This window comes from Roseivirga sp., from assembly GCF_965216855.1.
Classification (GTDB): domain Bacteria; phylum Bacteroidota; class Bacteroidia; order Cytophagales; family Cyclobacteriaceae; genus Roseivirga.
The window spans coordinates 2,388,875-2,409,132 of record NZ_OZ244204.1; the positions used below are offsets into that span (position 1 = coordinate 2,388,875).

The following is a 20,258-nucleotide window of genomic DNA, read 5'->3' on the forward strand; positions in this document are numbered from 1 at the left end:
TATTGTTCCACGTGGAACAGTAGGTTAAAGGAGAGTATATGTATCCAGAATATGACATCATCGTAGTTGGAGCCGGTCATGCCGGCTGTGAAGCAGCAAATGCCGCTGCTCGCATGGGCTCTAAAGTTCTTCTAATCACTATGAACATGAACACCATTGCTCAAATGTCATGTAATCCCGCTATGGGTGGAGTGGCCAAAGGGCAGATTGTTCGTGAAATAGATGCACTAGGAGGAATGTCGGGTATTATTTCCGACAAATCCATGATTCAATTCAGAATGCTCAATAAGTCTAAGGGCCCAGCCATGTGGAGTCCAAGGACCCAAAACGACCGGATGAGGTTTGCCGAAGAATGGCGATTGGCACTGGAGAGAAATCCGAATGTCGACTTTTGGCAGGAAATGGTCACTGGCATAACAGTTGACAATGGCAAGGTCACAGGTGTTAAAACCGGAATGGGCATAGACTTCAAAGCCAAATCTGTTATCCTTACCTCTGGTACATTTCTTAATGGGGTTATTCATATAGGAGAAAAACAATTCGGTGGTGGTAGAACAGGTGAGCATGCTGCTAAAGGTATTACTGAGCAGTTAGTCCAACTTGGCTTTGAAGCAGGTAGAATGAAAACCGGAACTCCTCCCAGAGTAGATGGTCGTTCATTAGACTACAACAAAATGGAAGAACAACCTGGTGATGAAAATCCTCAAAAGTTCTCCTTCAGTCATGAAACAACCCCTTTAACTAAACAGAGAAGCTGTTTCATTACTTATACCAATCCTGAAGTTCATGAAACATTGGAGAAAGGATTCGACAGATCTCCTATGTTTAATGGTCGTATCCAAGGTCTTGGCCCTAGATACTGTCCATCTATCGAAGATAAAATCAACCGATTCGCTGAACGTAATCGACATCAGATCTTCGTAGAACCCGAAGGTTGGGATACAGTAGAAATCTACGTCAACGGATTTTCTACGTCCTTGCCTGAAGACATACAGTATGAAGCCATCAAAAAGATCCCAGGTTTCGAGCAAGTTAAAATGTTCAGACCTGGTTACGCCATTGAGTACGACTTCTTTCCGCCTACACAATTGGGCCTCACCCTAGAGACCAAGCTTGTAGAAAACTTATTCTTCGCAGGTCAGATTAATGGAACAACCGGTTATGAGGAAGCTGCCTGCCAAGGGTTAGTAGCTGGTATCAATGCACATCAAAAAATCAACGATCTGGATAAGTTCACACTTAGCAGATCTGAGGCATATATTGGTGTATTAATTGATGATCTCATCAATAAAGGTACCAATGAACCATATCGCATGTTCACCAGTAGAGCTGAACATCGTATTCTTCTCCGACAGGATAATGCCGATCTAAGACTTACTGAAAGAGGTCATCAGTTAGGCCTCGCATCAGATGAGCGATTACAACAGACCAAGGAAAAGCAAAAGCAACTCGATCGACTCATCAATGATCTCAATCAAAAGAAGGTAGATCCTGCCATTGCCAATCCTATGTTAGATAAGCATGGAACAGCAACAATTCAGCACAGAACAACTTTGAATAAGTTGGTTAAAAGACCACAGCTTGATATTCAAAACCTAAAAGAGATTAACGAGGATATTTCGACCTATCTGGGTAAGTATGATTCTGAAATCATTGAAGCTGCTGACATTCATATCAAATATGAAGACTACATTGATAAAGAGATGAAACTCGCTCAGAAAATGAATGAGTTAGAGCACGTCAAAATTTCAGACAAAATGAACTTTGCAGAAATACCCGCGCTTTCTGCAGAAGGAAGAGAAAAGCTTAATAAAATCAGACCTGCCACATTAGGCCAGGCATCCAGAATAAGTGGGGTATCACCGGCAGATATTTCCGTTTTGATGGTTTATATGGGGAGATAAGGAAGTGAAAGAAATTGTTGCCTGTAGTATTTGTGGAAATCAAACCCTGAAACCCCACCTCACCACACAGGACTATTTTGGTTCCGGGGACTCATTCAATCTATTACTTTGTACACAGTGTCAAACACTATACACATCTCCTCTTCCAGACGAAAAAGAGATTGTAAAATACTATAAGTCAAATAGTTACGTATCACATGGAGACTCTGTTAACCCAATATTCGATAGGGTTTATAGGTTCATTCAGAATAAAAACCTGGCATACAAGAAAAAGATCATACACAAGTACACCATCGGTCATTCCATTCTCGATTATGGTTGTGGTACCGGTACTTTCCTATCCTACATGTCAAAGCACGGTTGGGATACCCTTGGCATCGAGCCCGATGAACAAGCCAGACAAATAGCTCTTAATAATAGAATTGATTTAACCAGTATAGATCAACTAACACAATCCTTCGATTCCATTACTCTGTTTCACGTTCTGGAGCATGTTCATTCATTAAATGAAACTCTCACTCAACTTATAAGCTGTCTTAACCGAAACGGAGTTTTGATCCTGGCTCTTCCTAATTACAAATCTTACGATGCTGAGCATTATCAGGAACATTGGGCCGGATATGATGTTCCCCGTCATCTTTATCACTTTAGTCAAAAAAGTATATTTACTCTGGCCAAGAAACTTGGTTTGAATATTGTTGCAACACATCCCATGCATTTCGACAGCTATTATGTTAGTCTCCTTTCTGAAAAGTATAGATCAGGATCCAGTAAGATTCTCAAGGCATTTTACCAGGGCATGGTATCTAATAGAAAAGCACAGAAGACAAAAGAATATAGTAGTCTGATATATATCCTGAGCAAATGAGATTACAATACCCAATTATCATCTATATCTTCATTCTCCTGATCCAGGGTTGCGCCAATGTAAGCTCACCACAAGGCGGACCTGAAGATGAAACTCCTCCACAACTCATATCTTCAGTACCAGATCAAGAACAAACCAACTATCAGGGTCAGACCATTCTTCTGAATTTCGATGAATGGGTTAACACCAGAAACATCGAAACAGAAGTAATCATTACCCCAAGAATTGTAAGTTCTTTCAAAACGAAAGTCAAAAAGAATCAGGTTGAGATTACCTTCTTTGAACCCCTCTTGGAAAACACTACTTATGCCGTCTCCTTTGGTGGAACAATACGGGATGTCACTAATAATAACCCAGCTGAAAACCTTAACCTTAGTTTCTCTACAGGGCCCTATATAGATAGTCTACAGATTTCCGGAACTATTAAATCTCTAATCGATCAGGAACCCGCTGAAGAAGTACTAGTCGCCCTATACGACAACAACGACTCCACCAATATTCTCAATGGAGTAGCCTCATATTTCACACTCACAGATACAACAGGAAACTATCAATTCCGTAATCTCCGTCCGGGAACTTACCGAATCTATGCCGCACGTGACGACAACAATAACAACCGGGCTGACTCTCAGTCCGAGCGTTATGGCTTTTATCCTGACAGCCTTATGCTCACCAATAATATTGAAAACATCGATTTCACTATACAAAATCTGAATACCACAGAGATTAAAACACTCAATGCCAGACATTTTGGAGAATATTTCGACATTACATTTAATAAACAATTCACTGATTTTCAAATACTTACAGTCGGAAACTTTTATTATAGACCCGAAGGACCTGATAAAATGAGATTCTTCCGGAACGACAGAACCTATGGAGATACACTTGATCTTATTTACCAGGTCAAAGATTCTCTCAATACCATTCTTCAGGATACGGTCGGTCTGTATTTCTCTGAATCTAAAATTGACAAAACCGATTTTACAATCTCTACCGATCCTGCTACACCACAAGCAAGCCCCACAGATACCTTAATTTTCAAATTCAGTAAACCTATCGTCTCATATAACCTGGATAGTATCAGTATCAACCTGGACAGCACCAGAACCTTCACACTTAATCCACAACTATTCAGATTTAATCAATACCGTACTGAACTCAATACAGGGTTCATACCTGACCAACAACTAAATGAGAAAGATGTCCAACTTACGATCATCACTCACAAGGCAGCATTTATTTCAGCCGATCAGGACAGCTCCAAACGATTCGAGAAAAAGTATAACCATTTAGAAGAATCAGAAACAGCTGTTATTTCCGGTCAGGTGATTTCTTCATCAGCTAATGTGATAATTCAGTTACTTAGCGCCAATAATAAGAGAGTGCTACGTGAAACAAACACCAAGACCTTTGAATTCAGTTACCTGCCTGCAGGCAGATATATGGTGCGTGTCATTGACGATCGTAACGGTAATGGTCGCCTCGATATTGGTAATATCCTTACCAACGAAGTACCGGAAGATGTACATTATTATTTCGATACCTACTACAAAACCAAAGTCATCGAAGTGAGGAAAAACTGGGCTAATTCCGATATCAACATCAGTTTTTAAGTTGTGTATAACCGTATTGATCTATGTGGAGAAAAGAAAAGCAATCCACTCTTAGCTCTGATTTCAGTCATTACGTTAATAATTCAGTGATCCATTCACATAATATCCTGAACTGATCCACAACTCAAACAGTTTGCATCAATATCAACAAAAAGAAGATCTTATCAACAGTAATTCATAAGTCATTGATTTTCTAGAAAATAGAAATCGATAACCTGTTAATAAGTAATTATTTCTAAACCATATCTACACATAGGTTATGGATAACTCACCTATCAACAGTTATCCACTTTTACACAGCCTTAATAGATATGATAAAAAATTATTTAATATTTAAATATATATAAATGGTATGTTGAAACTGTTGATAAAGCCAAACACTGGATTAGTTCTCATGTTCGCCTTGCTTGTTACTTCGACAATGGTAATGGGTCAGAACAGTGATCCGGTAATGATTGCTGAAGAATATCTTACTCAGGGTGAAGTTGAAAAAGCCAGGAGTGAATTCGAAAAATTGGCGCGTAGCAGACAGTACATTCCATTAATCCATAATACATATTTCAATCTTCTATTATCTGAAGAGGATTTTGATGAGGCAGAGAAATATCTTAAAATGGTTCTCCGTCAAATGGATAACAGTTTCAATTATGCCATTGATATGGGCGTACTCTATCGGGCCAAAGGAGAAGACGAAAAAGCGAGTTCCTATCTGGATGATTTAATTGATCGGGTCACCGGTAACGAAGATGTTCAGCAAAAAATGAACGACACGCGCTTTTTGGCCCAAATGTTTTTCGAGAAGAACTTTAGAGACAAGGCCATTAAAACTTATGAGAAGGGTAGAGAGTCATTCGGGCGTAGTGATTTATTCGCGCTGGATCTGGCGAACGTTTATCGCGTTATGAATGAGAAGGAAAATATGGTCACAGAATATCTGAACTTTTCCAAATCTCAACCCAGGAACATCGGTTATGTCAAAAACTCTCTTCAAAGGTATTTGACTGAGCCCACCGATATGGATACCCTTGAAATTGTTCTTTACGACTTCATTCAGGAAGAAGCCGGTAATCCGGTGTTCAACGAGCTGCTGGTTTGGACCCATCTGCAACAAAAAAATTTTTCGGCTGCCTTACGGCAGGCAAGGGCCCTCGATAGACGAATGGAGAATAATGGCCAAAATATTCTCAATGTAGGAATGATTGCTTTTGAAAATGATGATTTTAAAAATGCCTCAAAAGCTTTTGATTATATCATCACAGATTTTCCTGAAAGCCCCAATCAAAGGCTCGCACAACGCTATTCCTTACTTGCAGAAGAAGAGGTCATCAAAACAACCTTCCCCGTAGATAGCACAGCTGTAAGGCGACTCATAGAAAAGTATGATGTGTATAAACAGGAATCAAGAGATATATTTTCGGCCATGGAAGCCCAGAGACGTATTGCGCTTTTGCAAGCGTTTCAACTCAATGAAATCGAAACGGCCATTGCTACGCTTCAGGAGTTGGTGAATCAACCAGTAGGCAAACATAGAGTGATAGCTGAAGCCAAAATGGACTTGGCGGATATTTACCTTCTCGACAAACAGCCATGGGAATCTATACTCCTCTATGGCCAGGTTGAGCGCATGTTCAAAGATGAACCTCTCGGCTACACAGCGAAACTAAAGAGTGCTAAACTTTCATACTTTAAGGGTGAGTTTGAACTGGCTCAAAGTCATCTGGACATTTTGAAACTGGCCACCTCAAGAGAAATTGCCAATGATGCACTTGACTTAAGTATTCTGATCAAGAATAATACGGTCTTTGATACTACCGATGTCATCATGCAAAATTATGCTAACATCGAACTGATGATTTTTCAAAATCAAAAGAAAGAGGCCATTCATGCCATGGACTCTATGTTGACCAAGTATCCTGACCATTCTATTGCAGATGAGGTACTTTTGTTAAAGGCCAATACCCTAAGAGAACTGGGAGATTTTGAACAGGCCATGGAGTCGGTACAGAAAATCAATGAGAAATTCTATTATGATATTTTGGGTGATGATGCCTTATTCCTGACGGGGTTAATTCTTGAGGAAAATCTTAACAGAACAGAAGAAGCGATGCAGGTTTATTCAGACTTGCTTACCAAATTCAAAGGTAGTATCTATGTGGCCGAAGCGCGGAACAGGTTCCGAACCTTGCGCGGAGATTTCAATAACTGACATTAATGGCCCAGTCTTTCAACAACCTCAGAGTTGGCAAAACTTTCAAATTGACTAATTTCGGGGAAACATATGAATTTGAAATACTAGAAATATTGGCAGATGGAGATTGCCAATTGAAAGACATAAATACTCTGGAGAAATACAGACTTTTTGACTTGATATGTTTAGGCAAAGGAGATGATTTTGACATTGAATCCCTCTAATTACAAGTTAATCTTTCGTTAATTCCAAATTGAATATTTCTCTTTGCGCCAACTATTTAATACCTTCAAAGTCCTCAGCTAGGGAAGACCTAACCAAATAGACCCTGAAAATGTACATTAGAGAGTTAGCAGCTGTTTTTTTAACAGGTTTGGCCTTGTTGGCTCTACCCTTTTCAGCTAATTCGCAGTCTGAGCAACAGATAAAAAATGAGCTTGAAAAAAGAGGTATTGATACCTATGAAGAAGTTCAGGCTGAATTAAGAAAAAGAGGTATGAGTGAGGCTGATGCCAGAAGACAGGCACGCCTCTACGGAATAAATTACGATGAATATCTCAGAAAATATATCCTAACTAAGCCAAAGGATTCAACTAATATGGATGCTATTACATCCATTGAGCTCGATACAGTGGATTATACCACTGAAGTTAAGGACAGATATGAGCAGGTTGAACCTCAGGAACCAATTGAAGAGAAAGGATCTGGCCTTCCTTATTTCGGCTACAATATTTTCAATTCGAATCCTTACGCCAATCAGCAAGGTTTAGTAGGCAATATTGATCCAGGTTATATTATTGGTCCCGGAGATGAGTTGCGTGTTTATTTATGGGGAGAGGCAGAATTTCAATTCGAAGGTAAAGTTGATATTAATGGTAACCTGTTCATACCAAATGTGGGTCAGGTGTTCGTTTCGGGAACTACCTATAGCAATCTTCATGATAGACTTAAGCAATATTTATCGAGATTCTACTCAGGGCTGGCTAAATCCCCGGCTGCCATTTTTCTCGATGTTTCATTAACCAAACTGAGACCAATAAGAATTATGGTGATGGGAGAGTCCAAAAATCCAGGCTCACTTCTCATCAACTCCTTTGCGACTACCATGAATTCCATCTATGCCTCCGGAGGCATTCAAACATCAGGCTCATTGAGAGAAGTAAAGGTTTTCAGGAATAATAAGTTTATATCAACGATAGACCTATATGACTACCTCATTAAAGGAGCAGTATCAGAGGATATACGCCTAATGAGTAATGATGTCATATTTATCCCAAGTCGTTTGAATACCATTTCAATTCAGGGAGAGGTGAATAGAGAGGGAATTTATGAGTTGAAAGGTAATGAGGGGCTAATTGATCTCATTGGATTTGCGGGAGGGCTTAAACCCTCGGCACATACACAATCGGTATCCATCAAAAGAATTAAACCACTAATTGGTAGACCTGCAAATAGTTCATTTGACCGCGAGATCATAACGCTTAACTATAATGAGCTCTTGATGGAAGGAAGAAATTTCACTATGCAAGATGGTGATGAGGTGGTATTTGATCGTGTACTCGACAAGTATGACAATGTGGTAAAAGTAGCTGGTTCTGTTTTCCGACCGGGAGAATATGAATACAGCGAGGGAATGTCATTGGGGCAGCTTGTTCAACGAGCTGGTGGCCTCAGACCTAATACTTATTTTGAGAAGGTAGATTTATTCAGAAGAGACAGAACAGGCGAGTTGAAGTTTCAGTCATTCAATTTGACTGAAGTGATGTCAGGTTCAGGCAGATCAGACCTATTGCTTCAGGCAGATGATTCCCTGAAGGTTTACAATACAGAAGAATTAAAGAGCCTTGAAACGGTTTCTATTGAAGGATACCTGTCCGAACCGAGAACGGTTTTGTGGAGGGAGAACTTTACACTGTATGATCTCATTTTTATGTCTGCCAATGTAGAAGACCTGGAATATAAAAACCGAATACTGACCAACCGTGCAGATTTATTGAGGTTTCAGGAAGGCCAAACAGAATATCAGGTAATTCCTTTCAACCTTGATAATGTTTTGGACAAGAGGTTCAATGCCGTTCTCAAGCCCAGGGATCGCGTAATCCTATACAGTCGAGACATAAACGAAGTGCTGGATCAGTATGTGACTATCAGAGGAGCTGTTAAAAATGAAGGTAGATATGCATTAACCGATAGTATGTCAATTGAGGATTTAATACTTCAGGCAGGAGGTTTTGTAAGAACTGCTTTCAGAGATTCAGTGACTATAACCAGAGAGAACTTTGACTTCAGTGGCAACCTGATTGCGAGAATTAATCGTGTCCCTACAGATATGGATTATTTGCTAGGTAACAGTATTGAGTCGGTGAATAGCTATTATCTGAAGCATAATGATAATGTAACTGTAGACCTGATCCCAGGCTCGTCCGAATCTAGAGAAGTGAAGTTAACAGGCGAAATCAAATTTCCTGGCAGTTACTTCTTACAGAGCAAGGAAGAAACGCTGAAAGAAGTTTTAAGTCGGGCAGGAGGGGTTTCACCAAATGCCTATTTGAATGGAGCTAAGTTTTTCCGAAATGGGAAACAATTGGCTTTTTCGCTGGATGATCTTATGAATAGAGATACTGACTCTTTCAACATTATACTTCAGCCAAATGATAGTATTTATGTTCCCGAGGCCTTCTATACTGTAAGAGTAGAAGGGGAGGTGAGTAACCCTTCTCTTCAGAAGTATCGACCCAACCAAACTGTAAGAGCCTATATCAAAGATGCTGGCGGAAAGACAAAGAATGCGAACAAGATATATATCACCAACGCTAACGGCTTCACCAAAAAAGTAGGATGGCTCCAAAACCCTAAAGTGTTGGATGGGTCTATCATTACTGTTTCTGCAAAGCCACCGAAAGAGCCGAAGGAACCAGGTAAGTTTCTGGAGAACTTTGGAACACTTGCTGCCATCATCAGCTCAACGCTTACCACTATTTATCTGGTAGAAAGACTCAATTAAAACATACTTCTTAAAATAAGCTTAACATACTTTCGGAAAAATAGTATGCATGCATAACAAATTTTTTCTAACTTCGTAAGCCTCACAAGAGAATATGAAGAGAGAAGAAACCGTAGATCACCATATAAAAACCTGCTGGCATGCGATTTACAGAATGTACAATCAGGAAGCAGCCAAGCATAACAGTACCACGTCTCAGGCATTCGTGGTATTAAATATTGATCCGGTCGAAGGTACTCCCGCTACCAAAATAGCTCCTTTAATGGGCCTCGAATCCAGAAGCCTCACCAGGATGCTCAAGACTATGGAAGAAATGGGAGTTATCTACAAAAAGAAGGACCCCACAGATGGAAGGTCTGTCAGGATTTTCCTGACAGATTTAGGTAAAGAAAAGCGAAGAATTTCTAAAGAAACAGTCATCTGTTTTAATGAAGCTGTTCGACAATCGATTGCACCCGAGAAACTCGATGCCTTCTTTGAAGTCATAACCAAGATTAATCAAATCGTTGAATCAAAAAATATATTCAGATAAGCATGAAACGAGCCATTAAAAAAGTTGCAGTGCTGGGTTCAGGAGTAATGGGCTCCCGAATCGCCTGTCATTTTGCGAATATTGGTGTTGAAGTGCTATTGCTTGATATCGTTCCCCGGGACCTGCCTGAAGAAAAGAAAAAGGATAAGGCTGCCCGAAATAAAATTGTAAACGATGCACTGGCATTCGCACTCAAATCTAAGCCCTCACCAATCTATGACCAGAAGTTTGCCTCCCTTATTTCCACGGGAAACTTCGAAGACGACATGTCGAAAATCAAAGATGTAGATTGGATCATTGAGGTGGTTGTGGAAAGGTTGGACATTAAGAAAATTGTCTTTGATCAGGTTGAGCAACACAGAAAGCCTGGTACTTTAATTACATCCAATACCTCTGGTATTCCAATGCACATGATGTGCGAAGGTAGAAGTGAAGACTTCCAGAAGCATTTCTGTGGAACACACTTCTTCAATCCTCCTAGATATTTGAGGTTACTCGAAATTATTCCCGGTCCAAAAACAGATCCGGAGATCATCGACTTCCTGATGCACTATGGAGACCTCTACCTCGGCAAGGAAACAGTGCTTTGTAAAGACACGCCAGCTTTCATTGCGAACCGAATAGGCATTTATGCCATCATGTCTGCCATGCATACTATTGAAGATATGGGTTTAACGGTGGGTGAAGTAGATCGTATGACAGGTCCTATCATCGGTAGAGCCAAGTCGGCCACTTTCAGAACGATGGATGTGGTTGGTCTGGACACTACAGTGAATGTGGCCAATAACCTCTATGAGGGACTTCCAAATGACGAATCCAAGGAAGCTTTCAAACTTCCTAACATTGTTAAGGAAGTACATGAGAAAGGTTGGTTTGGCGACAAGTCAGGTCAGGGATACTTTAAGAAGACAAAGGATAAAGACGGAAATCGTGAGATCCTGGAATTAGACCTTAAAACTTTCGAGTACGGCCCAAGAACCAGAGCCAACTTCAAAGCCCTTGAGGCAGTGAAAGAAGAAGAAGACCTCAAAAAGAGAATCGTTCAGCTTGTCAATTTTGACGATAAAGCAGGCGAATTCTACAGAAGAACCTTCTTCGACACCTTCAAGTATGTCTCTTTTAGAATTCCTGAAATTTCAGATGAGCTCTACAGAATAGATCAGGCTGTTTGTGCCGGCTTTGCCTGGAAGATGGGTCCTTTCGACACCTGGGATTTACTAGGGGTTAAAAAGGTGGTAGAGCAAATGGAGTCCATGGATCTTAAACCGGCAGACTGGGTTTATGAAATGCTTGAGGCAGGAAATGACTCCTTCTACCTGATTGAGAATGGCATTAAGAAGTATTACGATATTCCATCTAAATCTTACAAAACCATTCCGGGTACGGAAGATTTAGTGATCCTCGAGAATATTCGAGAAACCCACAAAGTCTGGGGTAATGCCGGATCGTCTTTGTTCGACATTGGGGATGGGGTACTCTGCCTGGAGTTCCATACCAAGATGAATGCCATCGGTCAGGAAATTATAGAAGGTATTGAAACCGCTATTTCTATGGCGGAGAAAGACTATAAAGGACTGGTAATTGGTAATGAAGGAGATAATTTCTCTGCTGGTGCTAACCTGGCCATGCTCTTTATGTTCGCAGGTGATCAGGAGTTCGATGAAGTCAACCTTATGGTGGCTCAATTCCAAAATACCATGAAGCGTGCAAAGTTCTCATCTATTCCGGTAGTGGCTGCTCCGTCAGGTCTGGCCTTAGGAGGAGGATGCGAACTCTCTCTACACTGTGATGCCATTCAGGCTCATGCCGAAACCTACATCGGTTTGGTAGAGGTAGGAGTCGGATTGATTCCAGGAGGAGGGGGTACCAAGGAATTGACCCTCAGGGTAGCAGACTCTCTGGCCGAAGGAGATCCTGAACTGAACAGATTGCAGGAGGCCTTTATGAACATTGCCACGGCAAAAGTAGCTACCTCAGCCGAGGAAGCCAGAGCGATGAACATCTTACGACCTCAGGATGAAATAACACTGAATAGAAAACGTCTGCTCACAGATGCCAAAGCCAAAGTACTAGAACTTTATGAGGCAGGGTATACTGAGCCAGTAGAGAGAAAGGATATTAAAGTCCACGGAAGAGTGGGATTAGCCAATTTCGAAGCAGGTATTAATGGAATGCTGCTTGGAAACTACATCTCTGAGCACGATGCCAAGATTGCCAAGAAACTAGCCTGGATTATGTGTGGTGGTGATTTAACTACTCCTCAGGAAGTTTCAGAGCAATATCTACTTGACCTCGAGCGACAAATGTTTGTTGAGTTGACGGCAGAGCCTAAGACACTTGAGCGGATTCACTCAATCCTGTTTAAGGGTAAGCCGCTTCGTAACTAGATGTTAGAATTTAGATGATAGATAATAGACATGCACAATTTTAGGGAATTGAAAGTTTGGCAGAAAAGCAGACTCTTGGTGAAAGAGGTTTACATACTAACAGCAGAGTACCCTACTACAGAGAAATACAATTTGTGTTCTCAAATGCAGAGTTGTGCTGTCTCAATTCCATCAAATATTGCAGAAGGTTCTGGTAGATCAACTGATGTGGATTTTGCCAGATTCTTGGACATTAGCATGGGTTCCTCTCATGAATTGGAATCTCAGCTGTTTCTGTCTTTTGACTTGGGATATGTATCTCAAGAAAAACTAGACCTCTTCTTAGAAATGGTCTGGGAAGTTCAAAAAATGATAACAGGATTGATAAACAAACTTCGAGGTAAGCAATAGTCAATGTACTAATATCTAACCTCTAATCTCTAAAAATATGGATGCTTATATAGTTGCAGGATATAGAACAGCAGTAGGACGCGGAAAGCGCAGTGTTTTAAAAAGCGTACGTCCAGACGATATGGCTGCTGATGTAATTAAACATTTGGTTTCCAAAATCGAAGGATTCGATCCAACAAGGGTCGATGACCTGATTGTTGGAAATGCAGTTCCGGAAGCTGAGCAAGGCATGCAAATGGGTCGAATGATCTCATTGCTTTCTTTGCCGATCGGTGTTCCTGGAATGATTGTGAACCGCTACTGCGGCTCTGGTCTGGAGGCCATTGCTTTGGCTTCTGCCCGAATTCATGCCGGTACAGCCGACTGCATTATTGCCGGTGGTACTGAGTCTATGAGCATGGTGCCAATTATGGGTTACAAAACGGCTCTGAACTACAAACTCGCTACCGAGCATAAGGACTATTATTTGAATATGGGACTTACGGCAGAGCAGGTGGCCAAGGAATTCAATATCACCAGAGAAGAAGCCGATCAGTTCGCATTGGAGTCGCACCAAAAGGCTATCAAAGCTCAGGAAGCAGGCCTCTTCGATGATGAGATCGTGCCGATTAAAGTCACAGAGAAATTTGTAGATGCCTCAGGCAAAATGGCCGAGAAATCTTACACAGTTGATAAAGACGAAGGACCAAGAGCAGATACATCCCTTGATGTACTCGCTGGACTGAGGCCTGTATTCGCTCAAGGCGGACAAGTAACGGCAGGTAACTCTTCTCCCGTTTCTGACGGAGCCTCTTTTGTCATGGTGATGTCTGAGAAAATGGTCAAGGAGTTGAAACTGGAGCCGATTGCCCGAATGGTCACTTATACAGCCATGGGTGTTCATCCAAGAATTATGGGAATTGGTCCGGTAGAAGCAGTGCCAAAGGCATTGAAGCAAGCAGGATTGAAACAGTCAGACCTCGATTTGATTGAACTCAATGAAGCTTTTGCCGCTCAGTCACTCGCGGTGATCAAAGAGCTGGATTTTGACAGAGAAAAGCTAAATGTCAATGGAGGCGCTATTGCTTTGGGTCACCCGCTGGGATGTTCAGGAGCAAAACTCTCTGTTCAGCTTTTCAATGAAATGAGAAGACGCAAGTCTAAATATGGTATGGTAACCGCTTGTGTGGGCGGTGGCCAGGGAGTCGCAGGGATTTATGAGTTCTTGAATTAGTCTTGAGTATTGGGTAACCAGTATTGAGACCGATTCATCAGAAAATAAACATTATGCATAACTACAGAGAATTGAAGGTTTGGCAGAAGTCAGTAGACTTTGCTGTTCAGGTATACAAACAGACAAACTCACTGCCTCCAGAAGAAAAGTTTGGGTTGACCTCTCAAATAAGAAGGAGCGCAGTTTCTGTCGCTTCTAATATTGCGGAAGGTGCCGGACGAAATACAGATGGTGAGTTCAATCAATTCCTCGGTATAGCTTATGGCTCCACCTGTGAATTGGACACTCAACTCATTATCGCGAACAAATTGAATTTTATAAATGATCAAACATTTGAGGAATTGGAAACAGCTTATCTCTCTTTACAGAGGATGATTTATAGCCTAAAGAAATCTATTCGTTAGGCAGGTCTGTCTCAATACTCAATACTATGTACTAAAATACTTTGCAATATGTCATCCGTAGCAGAAACTAAATCAATTAAAGGCGGTGAATTCATCGTCAGAGAAACAGAAGCTCAGGAAGTATTTATTCCTGAAGAATTTTCTGAAGAGCAAAAAATGATGGCACAGGCGTGCCAGGACTTTATCGACACGGAGATTACTCCTAAGGCCAATGAAATTGACTCCATGAAAGATCCGGACCTCGTTCCGAATATTTTCAAGAAAGCCGGTGAGTTGGGTCTTTTAGGAATCTCTGTTCCCGAAGAATATGGCGGCATGGGCATGAGTTTCAATACCTCTATGTTGATGGCCGATATTATTGGTGCAGCAGGTTCATTCTCTACTACTTATGGTGCTCACACCGGTATCGGTACTTTACCGATTCTTTACTATGGTACGGAGGAGCAGAAACAGAAATACCTGCCAAAACTGGCCACAGGTGAGTGGGCTGCCTGCTACTGCCTGACTGAACCCGATGCCGGGTCTGATGCCAATAGTGGTAAAACCAAAGCAGTTCTTTCTGCAGATGGCAGCCATTATAAAATCACCGGTCAGAAGATGTGGATCTCCAATGCCGGATTTGCAGACCTTTTCATTGTCTTCGCGAAAATTGAAGACGATAAAAACCTGACCGCTTTCATTGTGGAGAAAACCTTTGGTGGTATCACCATGAATGAAGAAGAGAAAAAGATGGGTATCAAAGGCTCATCTACCCGTCAGGTGTTCTTCAACGACTGCGAGGTGCCGGCTGAAAACATGCTTTCGGAAAGAGGCAACGGGTTTAAGATCGCAGTAAATATCCTGAACATTGGCCGTGTAAAACTAGGTGCCGGAGTATTGGGAGGATGTAGAACCGTGATCTCTCAGGCGACTAACTATGCCAATGAACGCAAGCAGTTTGGTGTATCTATTTCCAGCTTCGGAGCCATTAAGGGTAAGTTAGCAGAAATGGCCACCAGAACCTATGTAACCGAGTCGCTCGATTATCGTGCAGGACAAAACATTGAAGACAAGATCAATGACCTGATTGCCGATGGAATGGATGATGCCCAGGCCAAGTTGAAAGGTGTCGAGCAATTCGCTATAGAATGCGCCATTGCTAAAATCCATAGCTCAGAAGTACTGGACTATGTGGTAGACGAAGGCGTTCAGGTATATGGAGGTATGGGCTTCTCAGCCGATGCCCCAATGGAAAGAGCCTATCGTGATGCCCGTATTGCCAGAATCTACGAGGGTACCAACGAGATCAATCGTATGCTGATGGTAGGTATGTTACTAAAAAGAGCCATGAAGGGGGAAGTAGATATCTACGGACCAGCTATGGCTGTTTCCAAAGAACTGACCTCAGTACCTACTTTCTCCACCATTGACAAATCTGTACTTTTTGCAGGGGAGAAAGAAGTGATCAAGAACCTGAAAAAGGTGTTCCTGATGGTAGGTGGAAAAGCAGCCATGGCTTTGCAGGACAAAATTGAAGACGAGCAGGAAGTAATGATGAACCTGGCGGATATCCTCATAGAAATCTACGCCTGTGAATCAGCTATGCTGAGAACAGAAAAGCTGGTAAGCCAAAGAGGCGAGGATGCTTGCAAAGATTACATCGCCATGACGCAGATTTATATGTCTCAGGCCGTGGAGAAAATCAACGCAGCTGCCAAGGAAGCGATTGGTTCGTTCACGAAAGGTGATGAGCAGAAAGTGATGCTGATGGGTCTGAAGCGATTCACCAAAATGGATCTGGTAAACGTCAAAGAACTCCGCAGACAAGTAGCCGATACTATGATCGCCAAAGGCAAGTTTCCTTATTTCTTCGGGTAGAAGAAGGCAGGTTGCACGTCATTCCCGTGAAGGCGGGAATGTCCCAACTCTGGCATTAAGCAACTAAGAGCAGTGATGTCCTCCCCTTAAAGCCGGAGGGATAGTTAAAACTCAAGCCAACTCAGTTAATGGGTTGGCTTTTATTATAACAGTTCATTGGGGTCTATAACTGGAAGAATAAAGCTTCGCAAAGCAGTTCCCTGAAAGCGGGTCATAAGGATACCGCGAGAGGTTGAGTATGTTATTGATGATATAGCATTGGCTAAACCATAATCCATTGTGACCTCTTGATTTTCATCTACTTCTGTCAATTCATCTAAGTTATCAACTTGAAAAATGAAGGTGAATACGAACTTACCTTCAGCTTCCTTTTCATTCTCGCCATTAGAATCTGTCGCAACGCTAATAGAAAAATCTGTTTTAATAAGCTTATGATCTAAAGCAAAGCCCACGTTCAGGCCAGAAGAAAACTCATGATCTTTGACCTTACTTATGTCAAACTCGAAAGGGCTTTGAATTGATCCTTCCAGAATTTGAAAATCCCGTATCTCTATTTTCGTTGGATCGAGTTTATGCTGCGCGTCTTTCTTCGACATTCTCTTTTGCTTTAGAAACTTTGGGCTTGACATATTTAAGCGAATCCAAACCCACATTTAGATCGTATTTTGGTGTGCTGGTCAAATGAGATATTTTCTTCTTTTTTTCACCAGCATAAAGAAGTTTTTTTGGCACCAAAAGTAGTGTTGTATCTAACACAACTTCGAGCTTACAAATAGATTTTAATGTAAGGTTATGCTTACCGCTGAGCCATTTATTAATTTCCGAAGGCTTCTTCCCCAATTGCTCGGCCAATGATTTTTGAGTCATTTTTTTCTCCTTCATGACCTGCTTGATCAATACAATGAGATCGGTGTACTTGTCTACAAACCTATGTGTATCTTCTGAAGTTCTGGCCAGTACTCTTTTTGCATATTCACTTCTCATAGCCTTATAATATTATTTCATCGCTACCATTAAAGTATTCTAGTTTGGCTTCTTTATGGTTCACAATGATAGTTCCGTCTAATATTCCTTCAATTATCTTCTTAGCGAACAATAGAGCTTCTCTCCATTGCATACTTAACGAACTCTTCTGGTTCGTTGCTGCATCTTTGATTCCTCCGTTAAAGAGGACAACTATTTCTTCAGTAATTCTAAGAGCGAAGAGCCTCAATGGAAATTGAGGGTAATATAGTAGAGTCAGTTCATCAAAATGGATTTTTCCTTTAGGGGGTAATGCGGAAACCTCATTCTCATTTCTATTGAATAGTTCGTCAATAGCACCATAGTCATTTCCTATTTTGTTCAAGATCAAACTTGTCAATTGATCTAGAGCTTCTGTGTGTTTTTCATCTTGAATGAATTTCTCATAAAACTTATCCGTTTCACTAATGTCAGAATCATCCCAACGCACAGTATAGAAATTACACATACTGCCCTCATCATCCCACATTTGAACAACGAAAGTATTCACTTATAAGTTTATTTTCAAATATAATTCACTTAAAAGTTAATATTAAAACAGGTTGACTATTCAAAAAGCTAAGTGTCTATTGATTAACAATTAGTTGAAATACTACTATTTCATCTAATATAAATAGATTATTTAAATGAACTGTCACTTTGAATAAACTCTAATTATTGCATGAATATCGGTCTGATTGGTTATATTTTTGAACCCTCATGACCAACGAACAACTCAAAAAGCTGGAAGACGACCTTTGGGCGTCAGCTAATTCCTTAAGAGCCTATGGAGGCATTAAAGCTTCAGATTATGCTGTACCTGTTTTGGGTTTGATTTTCCTTCGGTTTGCTGACAATCGCTACTCCGATTATGAGGAAGCTATCGAAAAGGAGTTCGAAGCACAGAAAGGGAGTAGAGCGGCCAGGTCAAGAGCAGAAATAGCCATTGAGAAATGCGGGTTCTTTCTTCCGGCCCACTCCCGTTATAAATACCTGTTAGAACTGGAAGGCAATAAAAGAGCTGAAATGCTAAAGACAGCCATGTCCGCGATAGAAGAGACGCAGGATGCTCAGTTCCAGGATGTTTTACCCAAAGATGCCTACTTCGATATTGAGAAGAAAAAGGACGATATTCTGCCCCAGTTGCTTCGAACTTTTGCAGATATTCCAAAGGATGCTTCCGGAGATATATTCGGAAAAATCTATGAGTATTTTCTGGGCAAGTTTTCTCTTTCCGAAGGGCAGAAAGGAGGCGAGTTCTACACACCTACTTCTGTAGTAAAATTCATTGTTGAAACCATTGAGCCATACAAAGGGAAAATATTCGATCCGGCTTGTGGCTCAGGTGGAATGTTTGTTCAGTCTGCCAAATTTGCGCAACATGAAAATCATAGCCTGGACGAAATTTGGGTAGAGGGCCAGGAGTTTATGGGTGAAACCGTTCGCCTGGCTAAAATGAACCTGATGGTCAATAACATCAGGGGAGAAATTGCCGAAGTAAACTCCTATGAAACCGATCAGTTTGGAAGCTATGGCCGCTATGACTTTGTGATGGCCAATCCGCCATTCAATGTAAAGAGCGTTAAGAAAACCACGGTAGAAAAGGACAAGCGCTTCAACGAAAATGGCTTGCCTATTAACAAAGGCAACAAGCAAGATAAAATCTCAGATGCCAATTATCTCTGGGTAAGCCTTTTTGCCACTTCATTGAATGAAAAAGGAAGAGCGGGTTTTGTCATGGCCAACTCGGCCAGTGATGCCCGGGGCTCTGAATATGAGATCCGTAAAAGAGTTGTAGATAGTGGCATTGTAGACTGTATGGTTTCCATGCCTTCCAATATGTTTAACACCGTTACGCTGCCCGCTACCCTGTGGTTTTTCGATAAAGCCAAGGGTGAGATAGCTGCTCCTGAAAAGGAAGACAAAAACCCTGCACTGCGACATAAGGAAAGCATTCTATTCTTAGACGCCCGAAATGTTTACAACCAAATAGACCGTGCGCACAGGGAGTGGACCGATGAACAGGTGCATAATCTGGCAGCTATTGTAAGGCTTTACCGAGGAGAACAAAACAGGTACCTGGAACTCATCCAATCTTATCTGACTGAAGCAGAAAATGAGATTAGCAAGGTGCCTAAGGCCATTAAGGCTTTTGAAGAGCTGACACTAAATACTGCCGAGAACCTGCGGAAATACTATGATCTAACTGTAGAAAAGCTTACTAAGGCCAAAAAGAAAAATCTGCTAGAGGCCGGCTTTAACGCCAAACTTACTCAGGTGCTTAGCCTCGCCCGTACCCATAATGACGTTGGCATTAACGAATGGGAAAAAGCCAAAACTACTAAAGCCGAGAATGATTTACAGAAAGCAGCTGCTCAGGCCCTGAAAACCTGCCTGGACAGACTAAACCTGGCTTGCCAAAATGTACAGGCTGCACAAAAAATACTGGCTGAAATACTGGCTGTTGCCGACAAGCAACTGAAGCAAAAGAATGACAAGAGCTGGACAGAGCTCTTTTTAAACAGAGCTACCAAAAGCCTGGAACAACAGGAAAAAGAAACCCTACTGACCATAGAGCTACTCAATTATTGGTATGAGCAGGTCCATTGGTTACAAGATAAATTTCCCGATGCCCAGTACCGCGATATGACCGGCCTTTGTAAAGTAGCTACCAAAGCGGAATATGCTGAAGAACAAGATTATTCGCTTAATGCTGGCAGGTATGTTGGGGTAGTGTTTGAAAGTGAAAAAATTAGTGAGAAAGAGTTTCAAGAAATCATTAAGAGGGATTCTGAATTGCTAAAGGCATTGAACAAAAGTGCAAAACATTTGGAGGAGTCGATAGAACATAATCTGGAGGAACTGCTGAATGGATGAAGTGTGGCGAACGGAC

15 protein-coding genes are annotated in these 20,258 nt (G+C 41.4%); 12 read left to right on the forward strand and 3 right to left on the reverse strand.

Annotation, left to right across the window (positions count from 1 at the left end; translation table 11 throughout):
• Positions 1 to 38 precede the first annotated feature (38 nt).
• From mnmG to ACOOEY_RS10780, 11 genes are all read left to right on the forward strand, one after another.
• Positions 39 to 1,904 carry a tRNA uridine-5-carboxymethylaminomethyl(34) synthesis enzyme MnmG gene (mnmG, locus tag ACOOEY_RS10730; RefSeq protein WP_420384708.1) on the forward strand — a complete coding sequence of 622 codons (1,866 nt, stop codon included), beginning with the start codon at positions 39 to 41 and terminating at the stop codon, positions 1,902 to 1,904.
• Positions 1,905 to 1,908: 4 nt separating this feature from the next.
• Positions 1,909 to 2,772 carry a class I SAM-dependent methyltransferase gene (locus ACOOEY_RS10735; protein ID WP_420384709.1) on the forward strand — a complete coding sequence of 288 codons (864 nt, stop codon included), beginning with the start codon at positions 1,909 to 1,911 and terminating at the stop codon, positions 2,770 to 2,772.
• Positions 2,769 to 4,388, forward strand: coding sequence for an Ig-like domain-containing protein (locus tag ACOOEY_RS10740; protein ID WP_420384710.1), 1,620 nt, complete (start codon positions 2,769 to 2,771; stop codon positions 4,386 to 4,388). Before ACOOEY_RS10735 ends, ACOOEY_RS10740 begins: the two co-directional genes overlap by 4 nt.
• 427 nt (positions 4,389 to 4,815) lie before the next feature.
• Entirely contained in the window at positions 4,816 to 6,594 is a 1,779-nt protein-coding gene (locus ACOOEY_RS10745) for a tetratricopeptide repeat protein (RefSeq protein ID WP_420384711.1), read from the forward strand.
• Between the two features lie 316 nt (positions 6,595 to 6,910).
• Positions 6,911 to 9,580, forward strand: a complete 2,670-nt coding sequence (locus ACOOEY_RS10750; protein ID WP_420384712.1) for an SLBB domain-containing protein — start codon at positions 6,911 to 6,913, stop codon at positions 9,578 to 9,580.
• A gap of 94 nt (positions 9,581 to 9,674) precedes the next feature.
• The gene (locus ACOOEY_RS10755) at positions 9,675 to 10,112 is read left to right on the forward strand and encodes a MarR family winged helix-turn-helix transcriptional regulator (protein WP_420384713.1); all 438 of its coding nucleotides are present in this window, start codon (positions 9,675 to 9,677) and stop codon (positions 10,110 to 10,112) included.
• Between the two features lie 2 nt (positions 10,113 to 10,114).
• Positions 10,115 to 12,499: a 3-hydroxyacyl-CoA dehydrogenase/enoyl-CoA hydratase family protein gene (locus ACOOEY_RS10760; RefSeq protein WP_420384714.1), complete on the forward strand. Its 2,385-nt coding sequence runs from the start codon at positions 10,115 to 10,117 to the stop codon at positions 12,497 to 12,499.
• A gap of 30 nt (positions 12,500 to 12,529) precedes the next feature.
• On the forward strand, positions 12,530 to 12,889 hold the full coding sequence (locus tag ACOOEY_RS10765; RefSeq protein WP_420384715.1) for a four helix bundle protein: 360 nt from the start codon (positions 12,530 to 12,532) through the stop codon (positions 12,887 to 12,889).
• 37 nt (positions 12,890 to 12,926) lie between these two features.
• Positions 12,927 to 14,102, forward strand: a complete 1,176-nt coding sequence (locus ACOOEY_RS10770; RefSeq protein ID WP_420384716.1) for a thiolase family protein — start codon at positions 12,927 to 12,929, stop codon at positions 14,100 to 14,102.
• Positions 14,103 to 14,155: 53 nt separating this feature from the next.
• Entirely contained in the window at positions 14,156 to 14,506 is a 351-nt protein-coding gene (locus ACOOEY_RS10775) for a four helix bundle protein (protein WP_420384717.1), read from the forward strand.
• A 48-nt stretch (positions 14,507 to 14,554) separates the two neighbouring features.
• On the forward strand, positions 14,555 to 16,363 hold the full coding sequence (locus tag ACOOEY_RS10780) for an acyl-CoA dehydrogenase family protein (RefSeq protein ID WP_420384718.1): 1,809 nt from the start codon (positions 14,555 to 14,557) through the stop codon (positions 16,361 to 16,363).
• A 143-nt stretch (positions 16,364 to 16,506) separates the two neighbouring features.
• On the opposite strand, the gene ACOOEY_RS10785 is transcribed toward ACOOEY_RS10780, so the two are convergent.
• The 3 genes from ACOOEY_RS10785 to ACOOEY_RS10795 are packed head-to-tail and all read right to left on the reverse strand — an operon-like array spanning position 16,507 to position 17,876.
• Positions 16,507 to 16,959: a hypothetical protein gene (locus ACOOEY_RS10785; protein WP_420384719.1), complete on the reverse strand. Its 453-nt coding sequence runs from the start codon at positions 16,957 to 16,959 to the stop codon at positions 16,507 to 16,509.
• A complete protein-coding gene (locus ACOOEY_RS10790; protein ID WP_420384720.1) occupies positions 16,934 to 17,347 on the reverse strand; it encodes a helix-turn-helix domain-containing protein in 414 nt (137 codons plus the stop codon). The genes ACOOEY_RS10785 and ACOOEY_RS10790 overlap by 26 nt, the downstream gene beginning before the upstream one ends.
• Before the next feature lie 4 nt (positions 17,348 to 17,351).
• On the reverse strand, positions 17,352 to 17,876 hold the full coding sequence (locus tag ACOOEY_RS10795) for a hypothetical protein (protein ID WP_420384721.1): 525 nt from the start codon (positions 17,874 to 17,876) through the stop codon (positions 17,352 to 17,354).
• A gap of 209 nt (positions 17,877 to 18,085) precedes the next feature.
• On the opposite strand from ACOOEY_RS10795, the gene ACOOEY_RS10800 reads away from it, so the two are divergent.
• Entirely contained in the window at positions 18,086 to 20,242 is a 2,157-nt protein-coding gene (locus ACOOEY_RS10800) for a type I restriction-modification system subunit M (RefSeq protein ID WP_420384722.1), read from the forward strand.
• Positions 20,243 to 20,258: the final 16 nt, after the last annotated feature.

Excerpts from the sequence above, each read along its gene's own strand:
- mnmG (WP_420384708.1), top strand. The coding sequence starts at position 39 with ATGTATCCAGAATATGACATCATCGTAGTTGGAGCCGGTCATGCCGGC.
- ACOOEY_RS10740 (WP_420384710.1), top strand. The coding sequence starts at position 2,769 with ATGAGATTACAATACCCAATTATCATCTATATCTTCATTCTCCTGATC.
- ACOOEY_RS10745 (WP_420384711.1), top strand. The coding sequence starts at position 4,816 with ATGGGTCAGAACAGTGATCCGGTAATGATTGCTGAAGAATATCTTACT.
- ACOOEY_RS10750 (WP_420384712.1), top strand. The coding sequence starts at position 6,911 with ATGTACATTAGAGAGTTAGCAGCTGTTTTTTTAACAGGTTTGGCCTTG.
- ACOOEY_RS10755 (WP_420384713.1), top strand. The coding sequence starts at position 9,675 with ATGAAGAGAGAAGAAACCGTAGATCACCATATAAAAACCTGCTGGCAT.
- ACOOEY_RS10760 (WP_420384714.1), top strand. The coding sequence starts at position 10,115 with ATGAAACGAGCCATTAAAAAAGTTGCAGTGCTGGGTTCAGGAGTAATG.
- ACOOEY_RS10765 (WP_420384715.1), top strand. The coding sequence starts at position 12,530 with ATGCACAATTTTAGGGAATTGAAAGTTTGGCAGAAAAGCAGACTCTTG.
- ACOOEY_RS10770 (WP_420384716.1), top strand. The coding sequence starts at position 12,927 with ATGGATGCTTATATAGTTGCAGGATATAGAACAGCAGTAGGACGCGGA.
- ACOOEY_RS10775 (WP_420384717.1), top strand. The coding sequence starts at position 14,156 with ATGCATAACTACAGAGAATTGAAGGTTTGGCAGAAGTCAGTAGACTTT.
- ACOOEY_RS10780 (WP_420384718.1), top strand. The coding sequence starts at position 14,555 with ATGTCATCCGTAGCAGAAACTAAATCAATTAAAGGCGGTGAATTCATC.
- ACOOEY_RS10785 (WP_420384719.1), bottom strand. The coding sequence starts at position 16,959 with ATGTCGAAGAAAGACGCGCAGCATAAACTCGATCCAACGAAAATAGAG.
- ACOOEY_RS10790 (WP_420384720.1), bottom strand. The coding sequence starts at position 17,347 with ATGAGAAGTGAATATGCAAAAAGAGTACTGGCCAGAACTTCAGAAGAT.
- ACOOEY_RS10800 (WP_420384722.1), top strand. The coding sequence starts at position 18,086 with ATGACCAACGAACAACTCAAAAAGCTGGAAGACGACCTTTGGGCGTCA.